Consider the following 18,988-nt stretch of genomic DNA (forward strand, 5'->3'; position numbering starts at 1 on the left):
CGGGCGCGTTCCGCCAGACACCCTCCAGCTGGAAGTACGCGACGAAGACGGATACCTGCTCGGCATTGGCGATCTGGGTTGGCGCGGCCCCAGAGTGATCGCCGAAGCGGATGGTCGCGACGCGCACGGCACTTTGGCGGCGGCCTTTGCCGATCGTCGTCGCCAGAATCGCCTGGTCAATGCTGGCTGGACCATCCTCCGCTTCACCTGGCAGGACACCCTGCACCCCACCTACATACCCCATACGGTCCGCCAAGCGATTGCCGCCGGCGGTGGGGGGTGGCGGTGGTGGGGTGGGGCGCATGACGGCGGTCGACCGGGGTTCGGGTGGGGGACAGTAGGATCTCGGTCGTGCGGGTTCTGTTGGTTGGTGGTGGTGGGCGGGAGCATGCGCTCGCCCTCGGGTTGGTGGCGGATCCGGCTGTTTCCGCGGTTGTTGCCGCGCCTGGTAATCCCGGGATCGCCTCGGTGGCTGAGCTGCGGACGGTGAACGCTTCCGATCCGGACGCCGTGGCGGCGCTGGCCGTGGAGACTGCCGCTGACCTGGTGGTGATCGGGCCGGAGGCGCCGCTGGTCGCCGGGGTTGCCGATGCTGTCCGCGCCAAGGGGATCGCCGTCTTCGGTCCATCCGGTGCTGCCGCGCAGCTGGAGGGCTCCAAGGCGTTCGCCAAGGACGTGATGACCGCTGCCGGCGTACCGACCGCTCAGGCGTACGTCTGCACGGACGAGGAGAGCACCGCTCGGGCGCTGGACGAGTTCGGTGCCCCGTACGTGGTGAAGGACGACGGACTCGCCGCAGGCAAGGGCGTGGTGGTGACCGACGACCGGTCCGCCGCGCTGGCCCACGCGAACGAGTGTGGACGGGTCGTGGTCGAGGAGTTCCTCGACGGCCCGGAGGTCAGCCTCTTCGTGGTGACCGACGGTGAGGCGGCGCTGCCGCTGCTGCCGGCTCAGGACTTCAAGCGCCTCGGCGACGGCGACACGGGGCCGAACACCGGTGGCATGGGGGCGTACGCGCCGCTGGCATGGGCACCTCCCGGCCTGGTCGACGACGTCATGCGCGACGTGGTCCACCCGACGCTCGCGGAGATGCGCCGCCGGGGCACCCCGTTCGCTGGTCTGCTCTACGTCGGGCTCGCGATCACCGCCGCCGGCCCCCGGGTGATCGAGTTCAACGCGCGCTTCGGTGACCCCGAGACCCAGGTGGTGCTCGCGTTGCTGGGGACCCCGCTGGGCGGGCTGCTGCACGCGTCGGCCACCGGCACGCTGGCCGAGCATCCGCCGCTGCGATGGCGGGACGGCAGCGCTGTCACCGTGGTGCTCGCCTCCGCTGGCTATCCGGCCTCGCCGCGTACCGGCGACGTCATCACCGGCGCGGACCGGCCGGGCATCATCCACGCGGGCACCGCCCGCCGGGCCGGCGACGGCGCGTTGCTCTCCGCCGGCGGCAGGGTCCTCTGCGGTACGGCCACCGGCTCCGACCTGGCCGCCGCGCGGGACGCCGCGTACGCGCTGGTGGACGGGGTGGAGTTGGCCGGCTCGCAGCACCGCACCGACATCGCCGCCGCCGCCATCGACGGCCGGATCACGATTCCGGGCTGAGCAGCCGCCGGGCCGACGGCTGGGCGGCACCTCAGCCGAAGTAGCGGCGCAGTTCGCGGGTGAGCACCTTGCCGGTGGCGTTTCGGGGCAGGTATTTCACGAAGATCACGTCCCGGGGGACGCTGAAGCGCGCGAGATAGCGCCGGACGTACTCGCGTACCGCATCGGGATCGAGCGTCTCGTCGGGGTGCAGGGCGAGGAACGCGGACAGGCGCTGGCCGTACTCGGGGTCGGGTACGCCGATCACGGCCACTTCGCGGACCTGCGGCAGTTGGGCGAGCAGATCCTCCACTTCGGAGGGGAAGACGTTCTCACCACCGGAGACGATCATGTCGTCGGCCCGTCCGTCGACGAAGAGCAGCCCGTCGGCGTTGAGCCGGCCGAGGTCGCCGGTGTCGAGCAGACCGTCGCGGGTTTCCCGGCTGGTACCGGAGGTGTAGCCCTCGAAGAGCATCTCGTTGCCGACGAAGATCCGCCCGACCCGTCCGGTCGGCACCGGCCGGCCGTCGTCGTCGAGCATTTCCAGCCGGGTGCCGTGCGGCGGCCGACCGGCGGTGGTGGGTGCCTGGCGCAGGTCCTGCGGGCCGGCGATGGACGCCCAGGAGACCTCGGTGGAGCCGTAGAGGTTGTACAGGACGTCGCCATAGGCATCCATGAACTTCGGCGCCAGCCCGCCGGGCAGGGCGGAGCCGCTGACGGCGACGACCTTGAGCGGGGGGCGCGGGTCCGGCGGGGGCACCTCCATCAGTCGCTGCACCATCACGGGCACGGCGAACAGCGCGTCGCAGCGGTTGGCGGTCAGGGCGGCGAGTGTGGCGGCCGGGTCGAAGCGTCGGTGCAGCACGATGGTGGCCCGCAGGGCCAGGCAGACCTGGAGGGCGGCGAATCCCCAGGTGTGGAAGATCGGTGCGGCGATCATCACCCGGGTCCTGGTGTGCAGCGGGATGCGGCCGATGATGGAGACCAGTGGGCCGAAGCCTTTCGGCGTGCGACGACGGGCGCCCTTGGGCGTACCGGTGGTGCCGGATGTGAGCACGATGATCCGGCCGTCCTGCTCCGGCGGGCGCAGGTCGCCCGGCAGCGCGCCGGCCACCAGCTCCTCGCGGGCGCGTTCGTCGAGCCGGGGCAGCTCGGCGGGGAGTCCGAGGACCCGCTCGGCGAACTCGTCGTCGTGCACCAGCAGCCGCAGCTGTTGCTCCTCGGCGATGGTGCCGAGCTGGGCCGCGGAGAGCCCGGTGTTGACCAGCACCGCGTCGACGCCGAGCAGGGTGGCGGCGACGATCGTCTCGATCAGCCCGTGGTGGTTGCGGCAGAGCACGCCGATCCGGTCGCCGGCCTGCACGCCGTGCCCGGCCCGCATCGACCTGGCCATCCGTTCGGCCCGGTCGAGCAGGTCGTGGTAGGTCAGCTCGACGCCGTCCTCGTCGATGACCGCCGTCCGGCCGGGATCCCGGGCGGCCGCCTGGCGCAATTCGCCAGCCAGGCTCCACCCCCAGGTACGCAGGGCGTTGAGTTGCGCGGCGACTCGGACCGGGTTGCCGGGGGTGAGCAGTCCGCGACGGGTCAGGGTGGCGACGGTGAACGGCAGGTCCATGCCGCAGACCTCCTAGGGGTGGTGCGCGGACGGGGCAGTGGCCTGCCCGTCCATCAGGGCTTCTTCCTTGATCATGCACTGGGGGCGGCTGAAGGCCCAGTTGGCGTCGGCGCGGGGTGACGAAGACGGCACAGATCGTGGAGTCCGGGCCACCGTCGGCCCGACCCCCCTTGAAGAGGCGCCGGGCCGGCGGCGGTCAGCGGATCTGCATCCCGGAGATGGCTCGGGAGATCACCAGTCGTTGGATTTCCGAGGTGCCCTCGAAGATGGTGTAGATCTTGGCGTCCCGGTACCAGCGCTCGACCGGGTGGTCGCGCAGGAAGCCGGCCCCGCCGAGCAACTGCACCGCCTTCTCGGTGACCGACACCGCCACCTCGCCGGCCTTGAGCTTGGACATCGAGCCCTCGCCCGCGGTGAACGGGCGGTTGTTGCGGCCCATCCACGAGGCGCGCCAGACGAGCAGCCGTGCCGCGTCGATTTCCATCCGCATGTCGGCCAGCGCGAACGCGACCGCCTGGTTCTCGATGATGGGCCGTCCGAACTGGACCCGGTCCTTCGCGTAGTCCAGGGCGTACTCGTAGGCGGCCCGGGCCACGCCGAGCGCCTGCGCGCCCACCGTGGGTCGCGACAGCTCGAACGTCCGCATCGCGGCCTGTCCGCTGGCCCGCTGCCCGGAGCGGGCCCGGTCGAGGCGTTCCAGCAGGGCGTCCCGCCCACCGAGCAGGCAGCGGCCGGGCACGCGTACGTCGTCGAGGAAGACGTCGGCGGTGTGTGACGCGCGGAGGCCGAGTTTGCGCAGCTTGCGGGTGGCGGCCAGGCCGGGGGTGCCCGGCGGTACGACGAACGCCGCCTGGCCTCGGGAGCCGAGGGTGGGGTCGACGGAGGCGGTGACCACGTGCACGCCGGCGATCCCGCCGTTGGTGGCGTACGCCTTCTGGCCGTTGAGCACCCACTCGTCGGTGGCCTCGTCGTAGACGGCCCGGGTGCGCATCGCGCCGACGTCGGAGCCGGCCTCGGGTTCGCTGGTGCAGAACGCGGCGACGGCCGGTGAGTCGACGTCGCCGAAGCACTGTGGCACCCACTCGACCATCTGGTCGGGGGTGCCGGCGCCGTAGATGGCGGCGACGGCGAGTGAGGTGCCGAAGATGGAGAGGCCGATGCCGGCGTCACCCCAGAAGAGTTCCTCGCTGGCGATCGGCAGGGAGAGCCCGGTCGGGTCGGCCCAGCAGGTGGCGAGGAACTCGAAGCCGTAGAGGCCGACCTTGGCGGCTTCCTGGATCACCGGCCACGGGGTGTCCTCGCGCTCGTCCCACTCGGCGGCGGCCGGGCGCACGACCTCGGCGGCGAAGCCGTGCACCCAGTCGCGTAGATCCCGCTGTTCCTCATTCAGGTCAAGCGAGAACTCAGCCATGTCAGGCCTTGGGGATGTCGAACAGGTTGGCGATGTTGGCGGCGAGGCCGAGGTCGCCCTTCGCCTTCAGCTTGCCGGTCATGAACATCATCACCGGGTTGGCGCCACCGGAGACGATCTTCAGGAACTCGACCGGCCCCATGGTGAGGCTCAGCTTCGGGTCGTGCTGCGGAGTCTCGTTCACGACGCACGCGCCGTCGGCGATGACCACCTCGTAGGTGTCGCTGCCGCCGTCGGGGCGACCGGTGATGACCCAGTGGATGACCGCGTTGGTCGAGCCGGCCCGGTCCGCGCGGAACAGCGACGGCATGCGGCCGAACACCTCGCCCAGGACCTTGTCGCGCATGTCACCGGACATCACCTGAGCGATCTTGTCGTCCGGGGTGGACTTGACCAGCTGGGCGAACTCCTTGGGGCCGACGTTGGCGAAGGTGGCCGGGTCGAAGTCAGTCATCAGGTGTGCCTTCCGGAAGATTTGGCTACTCGTGCGTAACCCTACGCACGAGTAGGTATGCTCGCAAGGTGTCCACCGTCCCCGCCTTCAAGCGCCTGCCACGCGCCGTCCGCGAGCAGCAGATGCTCGACGCGGCCGTGAAGGTCTTCTCCCGTCGCGGGTTCCACGCCGCCAGCATGGACGAGATCGCGGAGGACGCCGGCATCTCCAAGCCCATGGTGTACGCGTACCTCGGCACCAAGGAGGAGCTCTTCGTCGCCTGCCTGCACCGGGAGGGCACCCGGATGATGCAGGCCATCGCGGGAGCCGCCGCCCCCGACCTGCCGGCCGACGAGCGGCTCTGGCGTGGGTTACGGGCGTTCTTCGGCTTCGTGGGCGCATACCGGGACGGCTGGGCGGTGCTCTACCGGCAGGCCCGGGGCGAGCAGCCGTTCGCCGGGGAGCTGGCCGCGATGCGGGCTCGGCTCGTCGAGGTGGTCGCCGGGATGCTCGACCACGCGCTGCGAGCCGAGGGCCGTGAGATCACCGCCGTCGACCTGGAAGTCGTCGCGTACGCCCTGGTCGGCGCGACCGAGTCGCTGGCCGACTGGCTCGCGGACCACCCGGACGCCGACCCGGAGAAGACGGCCACCCGGATGATGAACGTGGCCTGGCTCGGCGCCGCCCAGCTCCTGCACGGAGCGACCTGGCGCCCACCGGTCGACTGACCGGTCACCGCACCGGGGTCCGACCCAGCGGCGCGGTCACCGGTGCCGGCCGCGCGGATCGGCGGCGGTTGCGCAGCCAACGGACCACCTCGACGATCAGCGTCACCGTCAGTGCGAGGCCCAGGCCGAGCAGGAGTCCGCGCAACGGGTCCTGTTCGAAGGCCAGCCCGCCCACGTAGCCGACCAGCGCCGAGTAGAGCCCCCACGAGCCGGCGGCCAGCGCGTCGAAGGCCAGGAAGCGTCGGCGGGGATAGTGCACCGCCCCCATGGTGAGGGTGACAGCGGTCCGGCCGCCCGGCACATAGCGGGCCACGGTGAGGATCAGCCCGCCGCGCGTCGCGATTCCCCGCCGGGCCCAGTCGATGGCGGCCCGGCGTCGACCGTCGGGCGGCAGCCGGTCGAGCAGCCGCGCGCCACCGCCCCGCCCGATGGCGTACGAGACGTGGTCACCCACCAGCGCTCCGGCGGCAGCCACCAGGATCACGGCCGGCAGGTACGGCGCGCCGGAGGCTGCGAAGACTCCAGCGGTGATCACCGCCGTCTCGCTCGGCACCACCGGGAAGAAGCCGTCGAGCACCGCGATCGCGAAGATCGCCAGGTACACCCAGGGCGAGGACATCGTCTCGTGCAGCAGGTCGAGTAGATCCATGATCCTGATGCTGGTGTGGGCGGCGGCTCCCGCCATCGGCCAGTGGTCAGACGGGCACCACTACTTAGGTCGCATCCGGCCCCGACGGCGGCTAGGGGTCATCCCTCACCCCACCCCGGTCTGGCTGCGCGGAACGGCTCGGGCCGTCCGCTGAGCCCTAAGCTCGCTGCGTGGCCTCCAGCGCCGTCGCCGTCCGGCGGGCCGTCCAGCGGTACGCCTCCGTGCTGCTCGCCGTCACCGTCGCGGCAGCCGTCTGGGCCAGCTCGACCGGTGACATCGGCGTCCGTTCGCCGCTGCCGGGCGTTGTCGCGCTGTTCCTCGCGGTGGCCTCGGGGTGGGCCGCCGGGACGATCCGCACGCGCCGTTGGCCGTTGTTCCTGGCTGCGGCGGTGGGCTGGCTGGTGCTCGCCGCCGCGGCGGCCGGGGTGGTCGCCTCGTACCAGGCGGGTCTGCGACTGCGTGGTCGACGGCTCGCCGGCTTCCTCGCCGGCGCGGCCCTGGTGCTCGCCGGTGGGGTGCTGGTCGGGCTGGAAGTGGGCGGCACACGCCGGATCACCACCGCCAGCACCGGCAACGTGCTGCTTCTCGCCGCCTGTCTGATCGGCCTCCCGTTGGTCTTCGGCCTCTGGGTGCGGGCGCGCCGGGACACTCTCGCCGCACTGCGGGACCGGGCCGAGCGACTGGAACGCGAGCAGGAGGCCCGCGCCGACCGGGCCCGTGCCGAGGAACGGACCAGGATCGCCCGGGAGATGCACGACGTGGTGGCGCACCGGGTCTCGTTGATGGTCGTGCATGCCGGGGCGCTGGAGGTGACCGCTGCGGACCCGGCGACCGTCGAGGCTGCCGCGCTGATCCGGACGACCGGTCGGCAGGCGCTCACCGACCTGCGCGAGGTGCTGGGCGTGCTGCGACAGGCTGACCCGGCCGTGGTGCCGGAGCGCGGGATCGACGCGCTGGACGAGCTGATCGGGGAGTCCCGCGCCGCCGGGCTACGGGTGTCCCGGCGAGACGAGGGCGTGCCGACGGCACTACCGGCGACCCTGGGGCGCACCGCGTACCGGGTGGTCCGGGAGGCGTTGACGAACGTGCGCAAGCACGCCGCCGACGCCGAGACGGTCGTCGGCCTGCACTACCTGCCCGACGGGCTTGAGGTGATGGTCCGCAACGGTCCGTCCGAGGGCGGGGCGGCGCTGCCCGGCGCCGGCCAGGGGTTGCTCGGGCTGCGCGAGCGGGTGGAGCTGGTCGGCGGCCGACTGGAGGCCAGGCCGGTGGACGGCGGGTTTCTGGTCCGGGCCCTGATCCCGGTGGCGGGCGCGGCGTGATCCGGGTGGTGGTGGTCGACGACGAGCAACTGGTTCGCGCCGGTCTGCGGCTGATCCTGGAGGCGGCGGAGGACATCACTGTCGTCGGTGAGGCGGCGGACGGTGCCGGCGCGCTGGAGCAGGCCCACCGGTTACGTCCCGACGTGGTGCTGCTCGACGTGCGGATGCCGGGCGTCGACGGGCTGACCGTCGCGCCCGAGGTCGTCTCCGCCGGACCGAAGGTGATCATGTTGACCACCTTCGACCTCGACGAGTACGTGCACCGGGCGCTCCGGGCCGGGGCGGTGGGATTCCTGCTCAAGGACACTCCGCCCCGCGAGCTGGCCGCCGCCGTCCGTACGGTGGCCGCCGGGAACGCGATGCTCGCCCCGACGGTGACCCGACGCCTGATCAGCTCGTTCGCCGAGCGTGGTCCGGCCCGTCGGGACGCGGCGCGGCAACGGCTCGCCCCACTCACCGCGCGCGAGCTGGAGATCGTCCGGGAGGTGGCGCGCGGGTTCGGCAACGCGGAGATCGCCCGACGGTTGACGATGAGCGAGGCCACCGTGAAGGCACACGTCAGTCGGGCGCTGGCGAAACTCCAGGCGGGCAACCGGGTGCAGCTGGCCATCCTGGTGCACGACGCTGACCTGCTGTGACGGGTGGCAGGCCGGTTTGACCCGGTCAGTGGCGGGCGGCCGCGCGGCGGTGCGCCCGGCGCCGCAGCCACCGGACGCCCTCGATGCCCAGCGTGACGATCACCGAGAGGCCGATCCCAGCGAGGACGCCCTTGACGGGGTGGCGTTCGAAGGCCAGCCCACCGAAGTAGCCGAGCAGCCCGCAGTACAGGGCCCAGGTGACCGTAGCGATCGCGTCGTAGAGAAGGAACGACCGGCGGGGATACCGCACCGCGCCCATGGTGAGGGTGACCGCGGTCCGGCCGCCCGGCAGGTAGCGGGAGGTGGTCAGGATCAGCCCGCCGCGCCGGTTCAGCGCGCGCCGGGCCCACTCGGAGCTGGCCTGTCGGCGGCTGCCGTCGGGAAACCCGGCGAGCCGGTTCGCGCCACCACCACGCCCGATGGCGTACGACACGTGGTCGCCGACGCACGCGCCCACGGCGGCGGCGACGATCACCGGCGCCAGGTTGGGGTTGCCGCTGGTGGAGAGCACGGCGGCGGTGATGACGGCCGCCTCGCCGGGTACGGCCGGGAAGAACGCGTCGACCGCCGTGAGCCCGAAGATCAGCAGGTACACCCATGGTGAGGTGACCAGCTGTCGGAGCAGGTCGAGCGCGGAGTCCATGCCCCCATGCTCGCCGGGTGCGACCGGCCCGGTGGCCGAGTCGGCGGATCACCTCCTCCGGTCCCGCGCGTCAGGCCGCGCCCACCAGGGCGGGCGGGGCGAGCAGCGGACCGCGCGGGGTCTTGTCGTCGGCGGTGGGGCCGTGCGAGGTCAGCGCCACCGGTGCGTCCAGCTCCGCGGACACCGCCTCCGTCCAGTCCGCTGGCGGGTCGTCGTAGAGCGGGCGGGAGCGCAGCAGGCGGGCGGTGAGCGCGGCCTGCCGGTCCAGGTCACCGGGTGGGCCCGGGGTGAGCCGGTCGGTGGTGTCGTAGCGGCGGCAGATCCGCAGCTCGGGGCCGGCGAGGTCGAGGTGGGTCAGGGCCAGGCCGTCAACCCCACCGGCAACGGCGAGGGCGTACCGGTGGGCGACCGCGTCGAAGTGGCCGAACCGGAACCGGCCCTGCCACGGGTTCGTCGGGTTGTGTGGATCGGCCAGCGGCAGGGTCGGGTCCTCGGTCACCAGCGGGCCCGCCCCGTGCCGGGTGGTGACCAGCCGGAGCACGCCGATCCGGGTCGCGCGGGGCTGGCCCGCCTCGGTGAGCAGGCCGTCGGCGTTGGCGAACGTGGTGGTGCTCCACGTCGTGTACGGGTGGAAGCCGTGCCACTCGTCGAGCAGCACCCCCTGCGCGCCCTCGAAGACGCAGGTCCCCGAGCGCAACGCCCCGGTGAGCCAGCTCCCGTCGACGATCGCGACCCGCCCGGCGAACCCGGTGAACGCGGGCAGGCAGTCCTCGACCGGTGGCGCGTCCAGTGGGCCGAGCTCGGCGGTCAGCCGCTCCCGCAGGGCGGTCAACCGGCGACGCAGCAGCGTTGGGCTGCGGCAGTCGGCGACCCGGGGCGCGTCGTCCGGGTGGGCGAGACCGTACGCGACGGTCTCGCCCACCCCCAGCCCGCAGGAGCCGTGCCGGTCGGCTCCCCGGGCGATCTCCCGGGCCTGGTTGGCGGCCCGGTGGTACGGGGTGGCGAGCAGCGCGTCGGAGTCGACGGTGAGTCGGTCGAGCGCGTCGGTCACCCCGACCGTGGCGAGATGGTCGGCCTCGGCGGCCAGCGCCAGCGGATCCACCACGACGTGCCGCGACAGGTGCGTGCGGACACCGGGATGGAACGTGCCGGCGCCGAACTGCGCGAACGTGTGGTGCCGCCCGTCGCGCAGCACGACGTTGTGCGCCGCCTGCGCGCCCCCGTTGAAGCGGACCACCGTGTGCACGGGCCGGGTGGCGCAGAGCCAGTCCACCACCGTGCCCTTGCCGGCGTCCCCGTAGCCGAGGTCGACCACCGCCACGTGCCTCACAGCCGGGTCACCCCACCGGTGGTGTCGGTGAACGCGGGCAGCGTCGACACCTCGGCCCGCCGTCCCCGGCCGAGGCGGGCCAGTGCCTTCGAGACGGTGCCGGTGGCGCTGGAACCGGCGTGGTCCAGGTGGCGCAGGCCCTCGTCCAGGTCGATGGCCTGCTCGCCGAGGCCGATGGTGAGCGCGATGGCCTCGCAGACGGCGTCGAGGTCGTCGAGCACCACGGCGTTCTGCCCGAGCAGGCTCCGCCAGAAGTCGAGCACCTTGGCGTTGCCGGCGTAGTGGCTGCCGGCGGGGAGCAGGAAGTAGGTGTCCCAGCGGCGGGTCACCTCGTCGAAGATCTGCCGCAGCGGCACGTCCTCGGTCAGGTCGTCGCCCATCAGACGGGCCACCTCCCGGGCCTTCACCTGCGGGTACGCCAGCTCGTCGCCGATGATGAACAGGTAGCCGCGCCGACCGCGCTTCTCCCAGTTGTCGGTGGCGGTGCGCCGGGCCATGAAGTACATGGCCAGCTCGTACGACTCGCTCATCTGCCCGCCGCCCCCGCCCTCGAGGACGATCCGGCCGAGGTCGTCGTCCATCCGGTTGTCCGACTCGAACTGGCCCACCTGCAACGGCACCCGGTCGCAGGTGGCGTCACCGATCGCGCCGAACATGATCTGCGGGTCGCTGGCGTACCCCTGCCGTTGCAGCAGCCCGAGCAGCTGCGGCAGCTTGGTCTGCAGGACACGCGGCACCTTGAGCATCGAGCCGGTCACGTCGAAGAGCACGGCGACCGGCGTCGACCGGGGGTGCTCGTCGGAGTCGCGGCTCTCGCGCATCCCGTCGCGGGGGTCGAGCGCGGTGTGCACCGTGCGCGCCCCGCTGTCGCTGTAGGAGAAGGCGCTCTTGCCGGTGGACCGGCGGTAGCGGTCGGCGGCGTCGTACACGTCGGTGGACCAGATTCCACTGCCCATGACAGCTCTCCTTAGGGGGTGAGGGTGAAGGGTCGGAAGGTGCGTGGCCCGTAGAGCCGGTCCAGCACCTGGTCGAATTCGCGCAGCAGGCGCCAGGCGTCGTCGGGCCGGTCGGAGAGGAAGCGGTGCCGGCAGCCCTGGGCGAAGGTGAGCAGCTCGCGCGGCGCGTGGCGGTTCAGCAGCGAGGTCATGCAGCGGGTGGCCATCCAGATGTCGCTGCCCGGCCCGCAGGGCCTCTTCCGGAAGACCTCGGGCGGATACCAGTCCTCCTGGCCGGGCACCATCGCCGGGATCGTGCCGCCGATCGGGGCGGAGAAGCACCAGTCGATGAGCACCACGCCGTGGGCGGCCGGCTCGATCAGCACGTGTCGCGGCAGAACCGCGCCGTGCACGATGCCGGCGCTGTGGGCCAGGCCGAGCGCCACCAGCAGCCGCCGCCACATCCAGGCCACGTCCCGGGCGTCCAACCCGTCCGGGTACGCGCGCCGCACCTCGTCGAGGTCGTGCAGGCCGGGCGCGGTGGCGAGCACGTTGATCCGCCGTTCGGCGCCGGTCGCGGGGTCGCGGTGCGGGAACTCGTCGACGAGCCGGGGCACGTACGGCAGGTAGCGCGGGTCGCCGCGCTCGGCGATGGTGTGCAGGGCGTGTGCCTCACGGGCCATCAGGTCGTTGTCGGCGGGCCGCCGGGGGAGCTTGAGCAGCCGATCGTCACCGACGTCGTAGAGGTCGGCCAGGTCACCCGAGTGGGCCGGCGCGCGGAGCCGGTAGTCGCCGAGGACGGTGACCTGCCGGGCCTGCCACCGGGTGGTGACGTGGATGAACGCGTCGACTGCCTCGGCGCGTACCACCGGGTCGGCCGGCAGGCGGTCGGGGTGCAGGGCCGCGACCAGCTCGCGGTAACGCCGGGCCGGCTGGTCCGTGCCGAACAGGTCGGCGTCGGTGCGGGCCGCCGCGACCAGGTCGATGGCCGCCGCCGTCCTCATCGCACCGTCTCCTCGCGGGCGGGGCGCAGCAGAGCCGGGTGCAGCAGTCGGGCGTCGCCGGCGCGGTAGAGCCGGGCGCGGGGGCCGCCGCGGGCGCCACCGCGCTCGGTGCTGGCGCCGGTGCTCTCCACGAAGCCCGGCACGGACAGAACCTTGCGGTGGAAGTTGCCGGCGTGCAGCGGGTGACCCCAGACCGTCTCGTAGACGGCGCGCAGCTCGCTGATCGTGAACTCGGCGGCGAGGAAGCGGGTGGCGAGCGGCGTGTATTCCAGCTTGGACCGGGCCCGTTCCAGCGCGTCGTCGATGATCCGGCCGTGGTCGAAGGCGAGCTGCCGGCTGGTCAGCGCGGTCACCGGCAGCCAGATCGCCTCGTCGGCGTCGGTGCCGGCGGCCGGGTCCGGCAGGTCGGGGGCGAACGCGAGGTGGGCGATCGAGACGATGCGCATCCGCGGGTCGCGGTCGGGAGCGCCGTAGCTGCCCAACTGCTCCAGGTGTACGCGGCGCAGCCCCTCGCCGCCGAGCCCGGTCTCCTCGGCCAGCTCGCGTCGGGCGCCAGCGGTCAGGTCCTCGTCGGGTTGGACGAACCCACCGGGCAGCGCCCAGTGCCCCTCGAAGGGTGCCTGGCCGCGCCGGATCAGCAGCAGGTGCAGCGCGTCGTCGCGGATGGTCAGCGCCACCACGTCGACGGTCACCGCGACCGACGGATAGGCCCGGGGGTCGTACGCGGCCAGGAACTCCTGCTCGTTCATCGCGTCTCTCTCATTCTGAGAACATCTCGCTGTGAGAACAACCTAGCGCATGCGAGCGCCCCTGCCAAGAGGGGTGCCCGTCAGCGCACCAGACCTGCGAGGTGCGGTCGGCCGCGCGAGTCGTGCAGGGCGAACCCGCCGTCCGGCAGGAGGGCGAAACTCACAGTGCTCGGAAGCGGGACGGGAAGCTTGAAGGCGACCTCGACGGTGTAGGCGTCCGGCAGCCGGTTCTCCAGTGCGGCCAGGCAGCGCGCCTTGCTCCACATGCCGTGCGCGATCGGCCGGTGGAAGCCGAAGAGCCGCGCCCCGAGCCGGGACGTGTGGATCGGGTTGTGGTCCCCGGACACCCGCGCGTACTCCGTGCCGACCCGGGGCTCCACCCGCCAGCGGGACGTGCCGGCCGGCGGCTCGGTGCGTCCACTCCGGTCGCCCCCGCCAGGCTTGCGCTCCCGACCCAGGTACGTCGAGACACCCTCCCAGACCTTCTCGCCGGCGACCGAGCCGACCAGCACCACGTCCACCTGCCGCCCCCGGTCGTGCGGGCGCAGGTTCTCCGCGTACGTCGTGAAGTCGAGGGTCTCGTCGGCGGTGATCGGGCGGTGCACGGTGATCCGGTTGCCGACGTGCACCAGGCCGATCAGTGGAAAGGGAAACTCCGTCGCGGTCATCAGCCGCAGGGTCAGCGGGAAGCCCATGACGTGCGGAAACGTGCCCGGCAGGCGATCGGTGAGCCGGAACCCGCAGACCCGGTCGTAGGCGGCCAGGTGCGCCCGGTCGACGCTCACCCCGCCCGCTGCCAACTCGACGCCCGGCACGCCGGGGCCGCGCCGCCCGCCGCCCAGGCCGGGCAGCGCGCCGAGCAACGCCCGACGGTAGAGCGCTCCGGCCGCCGGCATCCGAGGCAGTTCGACCCGGTCACGGCCGGCGGGCTCCGGCCGGAGTGCCGCGGCCCGCATCTCCGCCGACAGTGTCTCCGTCGGGCCGTCGATCAGCTCGTGCAGGGAGAGGTCGTCGTCCGGCTGCCTCCGAGTGCCCATCACGCCCCCAGCAGGCTCTGGCCGCAGACCCGGACCACGTTTCCGCTGACCGCACCGCTGGCCGGCCAGGCCAACCAGCCGATCGTCTCCGCCACGTCCACCGGAAGCCCGCCCTGGGCCAGGCTGTTCATCCGCCGGCCCGCCTCGCGGACCACCAGCGGGATACGCGCGGTCAGCCGGGTCTCGATGAAGCCCGGGGCCACCGCGTTGACGCTGATCCCCCGCTCCCGCAGAGCCGGGGCGAGCGAGTCGACCAGGCCGATCACGCCGGCCTTGCTGGTGGCGTAGTTGGTCTGCCCCCGGTTGCCGGCGATCCCGGCGATCGACGAGACCGAGACGAGCCGCCCGCCGGTCGGGATGAGCCCCCGCTCCAACAGCACGTCATTGATGCGCTCCTGGCTGGAGAGGTTGACGTCGATGACCTGATCCCACCGGTCGGCGTCCATCCGGCCGAGCGTCTTGTCCCGGGTGATGCCGGCGTTGTGCACCACCACGTCGACCCGGCCGTGTCGGCCGGCCAGGTGATCGGCGAGCCGGGTCGGTGCGTCCGGTGCGGTCAGGTCGAGTTGCACCGCCGTACCGCCGATGTCGTTCGCCACCGCGGCCAGCGCGTCACCGGCGGCCGGGATGTCCAGTGCCACCACCTGTGCGCCGTCGCGGGCGAGCACCCGGGCCAGCGCCGCGCCGATGCCCCGGGCGGCGCCGGTGACCAGCACGACCTGCCCGTCCAGTGGGCGGTCCCAGTCGGCCGGGGCGGTCGCCTCGCCGGCACCGACCCGGATCACCTGACCCGAGACGTACGCGGACCGCCCGGACAGCAGGAACCGGAGCGTCGACTCGAGGCTGGTGAGGACGCCGTTCTCGGCGCGGGTCACGTAGACGAGTTGGGCGGTGGTGCCCCGGCCGAACTCCTTGCCGATGCTGCGCACCAGACCTTCCAGGGCGCGCTGGGCGGTCGCCTCGCGGGGCGTCGGGCACTCCTGCGGTGGTGTGCCCAGCACGATCACCCGGCCGCCGGGCAGCACGGCCCGGGCCTGTGGGTGGAAGAAGTCGTAGAGCTGGCGCAGCTCGGTCGAATCGGTGATCCCGGTGGCGTCGAAGAGCAGTGCGCCGTACCGCCGCGGGTTGTCGCCGGGGGCGGTGTCGGCGGCCGGGTCGGCCACCTCGACCCCGGCGGCGGTCAGGATCCTGCCGACCGGCTCGGCGAGCCGGCCGCCGGTGGCCGCGCCGAGCAGGGCCGGCCCGGGCAGCAGCGGGTCGCCGGGAGAGTGCCGGCGCAGTCGGGGCGGGTCGGGCAGCCCGAGGCGCTTGACCAGCGTGCGGCCGGCAGCCGATTGGACGAAGCTCGCGTACCTGTCGGTCATGGGCGTAGCCTACTGGCGAGTAGGGTTCGAGCAACACATGTCGAGGAGGCGGATCGTGCAGAGCATCCGGAGGGTCGCGGTCATCGGGGGCAACCGCATCCCCTTCGCCCGTTCCAACTCGCGCTACGCGGACGCGTCGAACGCCGACCTGCTCGGCGCCGCGCTGGACGGACTGATCGCCCGGTACGGGCTGGCCGGGCAGCGCGTCGGTGAGGTGGTGACCGGCGCGGTGCTCAAGCACTCCCGCGACTTCAACCTCACCCGCGAAGTGGTCCTCGGCTCCCGACTCGACCCGCACACCCCGGCGTACGACATCCAGCAGGCCTGCGGCACCGGCCTGGAGGCGGCGATCCTCGTCGCCAACAAGATCGCCCTCGGTCAACTCGACGTGGGCATCGCCGGCGGCGTCGACACCACCTCCGACGCGCCGCTCGCGGTCAACGAGGAGATGCGCCGCACGCTGCTCAAGCTCAACTCGGCCCGCACGCTGGGCGAACGGCTCAAGGTCGCGGCGAAGCTGCGCCCAATCCAGCCGTTCAAGCCGGAGATCCCGCGCAACGCCGAACCCCGCACCGGCCTGTCCATGGGCGACCACGCTGCCCGCACCGCGGTGCGCTGGCAGATCGACAGGCGATCCCAGGACGAGCTGGCCCTGCGCTCGCACCAGCGGCTCGCCGCCGCGTACGACAGGGGTTTCTTCGACGACCTGATGACGCCGTACCTGGGGCTGACCCGCGACGCGAACCTGCGCCCGGACACCAGCGTGGAGAAGCTCGGCTCGCTCAAGCCGGTCTTCGGCACCCGCGGCCCGGACGCCGAGCAGGCCACCATGACCGCCGGCAACTCGTCACCGCTCACTGACGGGGCATCCACCGTGCTGCTCGCCAGCGAGGAGTGGGCGGCCGCGCACAACCTGCCGGTGCTGGCCTGGTTCAGCTGGTCGGAGACGGCCGCGGTGGACTTCGTGCACGGTGACGAGGGGCTGTTGATGGCCCCCGCGTACGCGGTGCCCCGGATGCTGGCCCGCGCCGGCCTGACGTTGCAGGATTTCGACTACTACGAGATCCACGAGGCGTTCGCGTCCCAGGTGCTGGCCACCCTCGCCGCCTGGGAGTCGCCGGAGTTCTGCAAGGACCGGCTCGGCCTCGACGCGCCGCTGGGCGCGATCGACACCGACCGGCTCAACGTCAACGGCTCGTCGCTGGCCGCCGGACACCCGTTCGCCGCCACCGGCGGGCGGATCGTGGCGACCCTGGCCAAGCTGCTGGCCGAGCGGGGCAGCGGACGCGGGCTGATCTCCATCTGCGCAGCCGGTGGTCAGGGTGTGACCGCCATCCTGGAGCGTTGAGGGCGGCAGCCCCGGACAGCCCGGCCCGGTCCAGGTGTCGACCGGTGGGTGCGGGACAATGAGGTACGTGACGACGATCCCCAACGTGCTGGCCAACCGGTACGCCTCGCCCGAATTGGTCGCCCTCTGGTCTCCGGAGGAGAAGGTCCGGATGGAGCGGCGGCTCTGGCTCGCCGTGCTGCGCGCCCAGCGGGATCTGGGCGTCGCCGTGCCGGACGGTGTGGTCGAGGCGTACGAGCGGGTGCTCGACCAGGTCGACCTCGCCTCGATCGCGGAGCGGGAGCGGGTCACCCGGCATGACGTGAAGGCCCGGATCGAGGAGTTCAGCGCGCTCGCCGGGCACGAGCACGTGCACAAGGGCATGACCTCGCGGGATCTCACCGAGAACGTCGAGCAGCTCCAGGTGCGCGCCTCGCTGGAGCTGATCCGGGACCGCGTCGTGGCCACCCTGGCCCGGCTCGCCTTCCTCGCGTACGAGCACACCGACCTGGTCATGACCGGCCGTTCCCACAACGTGGCCGCGCAGGCCACCACGCTGGGCAAGCGCTTCGCGTCGGCGGCGGAGGAGCTGCTGATCGCGTACGAGCGGCTGGAGGACCTGATCGCCCGCTACCCGCTGCGGGGGATCAAGGGCCCGGTCGGCACGGCCGCCGACCAGCTGGACCTCTTCGACGGCGACGCCGACAAGGTGGCCGAGCTGGAGCGGCGCGTCGCCGAGCACCTGGGCTTCTCCCGCGTACTGAACAGCGTCGGGCAGGTCTACCCGCGCTCACTGGACTTCGACGTGCTGGCCGCGCTGGCCCAGACCGCCGCAGCGCCGTCGTCGCTGGCCACCACGATCCGGCTGATGGTCGGTCAGGAGCTGGCGACCGAGGGCTTCAAGCCGGGCCAGGTCGGCTCCAGCGCGATGCCGCACAAGATGAACACCCGCTCGTCGGAGCGGGTGAACGGCTTCGCGGTGATCATCCGGGGTTACCTGTCGATGGTCGGCGAGCTGGCCGGCGACCAGTGGAACGAGGGCGACGTGTCGTGCTCGGTGGTCCGCCGGGTGGCCCTGCCGGACGCGTTCTTCGCCGCCGACGGGCTGTTCCAGACGTTCCTCACAGTGCTCGACGAGTTCGGTGCGTACCCGGCGGTGATCAACCGGGAACTGGAGCGGTTCCTGCCGTTCCTGGCCACCACGAAGATCCTGGTGGCGGCGGTCCGGCGTGGCGTCGGCCGCGAGGTCGCGCACGAGGTGATCAAGGAGCACGCGGTCGCTGTGGCCCTGGCGATGCGTGAGAAGGGCTCGCCGGAGAACGACCTGTTCGACCGCCTGGCGGCGGACGGCCGACTCGGCCTGTCCCGCGCCGACATCGACACCCTGGTCGCCGACCGCTCCGCCTTCGTCGGCGCCGCCGCCGCCCAGGTGGCAGCGGTAACCAGCCGCATCACCAAGGTGGTCGAGACCCACCCGGAAGCCGCCACCTACAGCCCGCCCCCCATCCTCTAACCCCCACCCCACCCCACCCCCCAACCCCACCCAGCCCCGGTGATCAAGAGGTTTGCGTCAACTTTGATCTCCTACTTGACGGAAATCTCTTGATCAACCGCATGGGGTGCGTGGGCGGCGTGGGTGGGGCCTGGGGTGGGGTTATTCGCCGGTTGGGGTTTCGGCGGCGGTTCTGAGGTTGGGTGCGCTGGCCGGTTCGGCGATGCCGCCGGGCGACCCCGTGAAGCCCGCGGGTTCGGCGGTCTCCGCGGCGACCACCGGCTGGTCGGCCGGCATGACCTCGGGCATCTTGGGCACGACGACCACGGCCGTCCCGTACGCGCAGATCTCCATCCACATCTCACCGCAGTCCCGGCTGTCGAACCGCATGCCGATCACCGCGTTCGCGCCGAGCCGCAGGGCCTCCTCGCCGAGCCGGGCCACCGAGTCGGTGCGCCACCGGGTCAGGTTGTCCGGAGCCATCGGGTCGTACGCGCCACCGCGCAGGTTCTTGACCCCCTCGCGGTACGGGTTGCGCGTCCTGGCCATCGATGACACCACCTCACCGAGAATCTGGCGGATCTCGTAGCCGGGCAGTTGCTCTGTCGTCACGACCAGCACGTTTCCGATGCTGTCAGGAGTGGCGTGACCCGATCGGGTGCATTGTTCACCTGATCGGATGCTGCAAAACGACGCAGCGCGGACGGCCGGCACGCCGCCGACCATCCGC

The 18,988-nt window shown here is 72.4% G+C and carries 18 protein-coding genes; 6 read left to right on the forward strand and 12 right to left on the reverse strand.

Translation table 11 applies throughout. The features are described 5' to 3' along the window. Positions 1 to 351: 351 nt before the first annotated feature. The gene (purD, locus tag CLT68_RS07305) at positions 352 to 1,602 is read left to right on the forward strand and encodes a phosphoribosylamine--glycine ligase (protein WP_099849673.1); all 1,251 of its coding nucleotides are present in this window, start codon (positions 352 to 354) and stop codon (positions 1,600 to 1,602) included. Between the two features lie 31 nt (positions 1,603 to 1,633). Here the strand turns inward: purD and CLT68_RS07310 are convergent, their stop codons facing one another. The 3 genes from CLT68_RS07310 to CLT68_RS07320 all read right to left on the reverse strand — a co-directional run bounded on the left by CLT68_RS07310 (position 1,634) and on the right by CLT68_RS07320 (position 5,061). Further along, a complete protein-coding gene (locus CLT68_RS07310; RefSeq protein ID WP_099849675.1) occupies positions 1,634 to 3,196 on the reverse strand; it encodes an AMP-binding protein in 1,563 nt (520 codons plus the stop codon). 196 nt (positions 3,197 to 3,392) lie between these two features. After that, positions 3,393 to 4,607, reverse strand: a complete 1,215-nt coding sequence (locus CLT68_RS07315; protein WP_088950932.1) for an acyl-CoA dehydrogenase family protein — start codon at positions 4,605 to 4,607, stop codon at positions 3,393 to 3,395. 1 nt (position 4,608) lies between these two features. Further along, the gene (locus CLT68_RS07320; RefSeq protein ID WP_088950933.1) at positions 4,609 to 5,061 is read right to left on the reverse strand and encodes an SCP2 sterol-binding domain-containing protein; all 453 of its coding nucleotides are present in this window, start codon (positions 5,059 to 5,061) and stop codon (positions 4,609 to 4,611) included. 68 nt (positions 5,062 to 5,129) lie between these two features. On the opposite strand from CLT68_RS07320, the gene CLT68_RS07325 reads away from it, so the two are divergent. Beyond that, positions 5,130 to 5,768, forward strand: coding sequence for a TetR/AcrR family transcriptional regulator (locus CLT68_RS07325; protein ID WP_088950934.1), 639 nt, complete (start codon positions 5,130 to 5,132; stop codon positions 5,766 to 5,768). A gap of 4 nt (positions 5,769 to 5,772) precedes the next feature. Here CLT68_RS07325 and CLT68_RS07330 read toward each other — a convergent pair whose 3' ends face one another. Continuing rightward, positions 5,773 to 6,417, reverse strand: a complete 645-nt coding sequence (locus CLT68_RS07330) for a DedA family protein (protein WP_486482096.1) — start codon at positions 6,415 to 6,417, stop codon at positions 5,773 to 5,775. A 170-nt stretch (positions 6,418 to 6,587) separates the two neighbouring features. On the opposite strand from CLT68_RS07330, the gene CLT68_RS07335 reads away from it, so the two are divergent. Together CLT68_RS07335 and CLT68_RS07340 are read left to right on the forward strand one after the other, a co-directional pair. Then, positions 6,588 to 7,739: a histidine kinase gene (locus CLT68_RS07335; RefSeq protein ID WP_099849677.1), complete on the forward strand. Its 1,152-nt coding sequence runs from the start codon at positions 6,588 to 6,590 to the stop codon at positions 7,737 to 7,739. Next, positions 7,736 to 8,377 carry a response regulator transcription factor gene (locus tag CLT68_RS07340; RefSeq protein ID WP_099849679.1) on the forward strand — a complete coding sequence of 214 codons (642 nt, stop codon included), beginning with the start codon at positions 7,736 to 7,738 and terminating at the stop codon, positions 8,375 to 8,377. The genes CLT68_RS07335 and CLT68_RS07340 overlap by 4 nt, the downstream gene beginning before the upstream one ends. Positions 8,378 to 8,402: 25 nt before the next feature. Here the strand turns inward: CLT68_RS07340 and CLT68_RS07345 are convergent, their stop codons facing one another. From CLT68_RS07345 to CLT68_RS07375, 7 genes are all read right to left on the reverse strand, one after another. Next, positions 8,403 to 9,020 carry a DedA family protein gene (locus tag CLT68_RS07345; RefSeq protein ID WP_099849681.1) on the reverse strand — a complete coding sequence of 206 codons (618 nt, stop codon included), beginning with the start codon at positions 9,018 to 9,020 and terminating at the stop codon, positions 8,403 to 8,405. Positions 9,021 to 9,090: 70 nt separating this feature from the next. Next, on the reverse strand, positions 9,091 to 10,350 hold the full coding sequence (locus CLT68_RS07350) for an adenylosuccinate synthetase (RefSeq protein ID WP_099849683.1): 1,260 nt from the start codon (positions 10,348 to 10,350) through the stop codon (positions 9,091 to 9,093). Further along, complete coding sequence (locus CLT68_RS07355) at positions 10,347 to 11,306, reverse strand: hypothetical protein (protein WP_099849685.1); 960 nt, start codon at positions 11,304 to 11,306, stop codon at positions 10,347 to 10,349. Before CLT68_RS07355 ends, CLT68_RS07350 begins: the two co-directional genes overlap by 4 nt. An 11-nt stretch (positions 11,307 to 11,317) precedes the next feature. Continuing rightward, positions 11,318 to 12,289: a serine/threonine protein kinase gene (locus CLT68_RS07360; RefSeq protein ID WP_099849687.1), complete on the reverse strand. Its 972-nt coding sequence runs from the start codon at positions 12,287 to 12,289 to the stop codon at positions 11,318 to 11,320. Then, positions 12,286 to 13,038, reverse strand: a complete 753-nt coding sequence (locus CLT68_RS07365; RefSeq protein ID WP_099849689.1) for an NUDIX hydrolase — start codon at positions 13,036 to 13,038, stop codon at positions 12,286 to 12,288. Before CLT68_RS07365 ends, CLT68_RS07360 begins: the two co-directional genes overlap by 4 nt. An 80-nt stretch (positions 13,039 to 13,118) precedes the next feature. Continuing rightward, positions 13,119 to 13,994: a MaoC/PaaZ C-terminal domain-containing protein gene (locus tag CLT68_RS07370; protein ID WP_099856877.1), complete on the reverse strand. Its 876-nt coding sequence runs from the start codon at positions 13,992 to 13,994 to the stop codon at positions 13,119 to 13,121. 80 nt (positions 13,995 to 14,074) lie between these two features. Continuing rightward, positions 14,075 to 15,439 carry a 3-oxoacyl-ACP reductase gene (locus CLT68_RS07375; protein ID WP_099849691.1) on the reverse strand — a complete coding sequence of 455 codons (1,365 nt, stop codon included), beginning with the start codon at positions 15,437 to 15,439 and terminating at the stop codon, positions 14,075 to 14,077. Positions 15,440 to 15,494: 55 nt separating this feature from the next. Between CLT68_RS07375 and CLT68_RS07380 the strand changes: the two genes are divergently transcribed. Both CLT68_RS07380 and purB read left to right on the forward strand, forming a co-directional pair. Continuing rightward, on the forward strand, positions 15,495 to 16,787 hold the full coding sequence (locus CLT68_RS07380) for an acetyl-CoA C-acetyltransferase (protein ID WP_099849693.1): 1,293 nt from the start codon (positions 15,495 to 15,497) through the stop codon (positions 16,785 to 16,787). A gap of 67 nt (positions 16,788 to 16,854) precedes the next feature. Further along, entirely contained in the window at positions 16,855 to 18,279 is a 1,425-nt protein-coding gene (purB, locus tag CLT68_RS07385) for an adenylosuccinate lyase (protein ID WP_088952121.1), read from the forward strand. A gap of 141 nt (positions 18,280 to 18,420) precedes the next feature. Here the strand turns inward: purB and CLT68_RS07390 are convergent, their stop codons facing one another. Next, positions 18,421 to 18,984 carry a YbjQ family protein gene (locus CLT68_RS07390; RefSeq protein WP_099849694.1) on the reverse strand — a complete coding sequence of 188 codons (564 nt, stop codon included), beginning with the start codon at positions 18,982 to 18,984 and terminating at the stop codon, positions 18,421 to 18,423. Positions 18,985 to 18,988: the final 4 nt, after the last annotated feature.

This window comes from Micromonospora sp. CNZ299 (assembly GCF_002754415.1).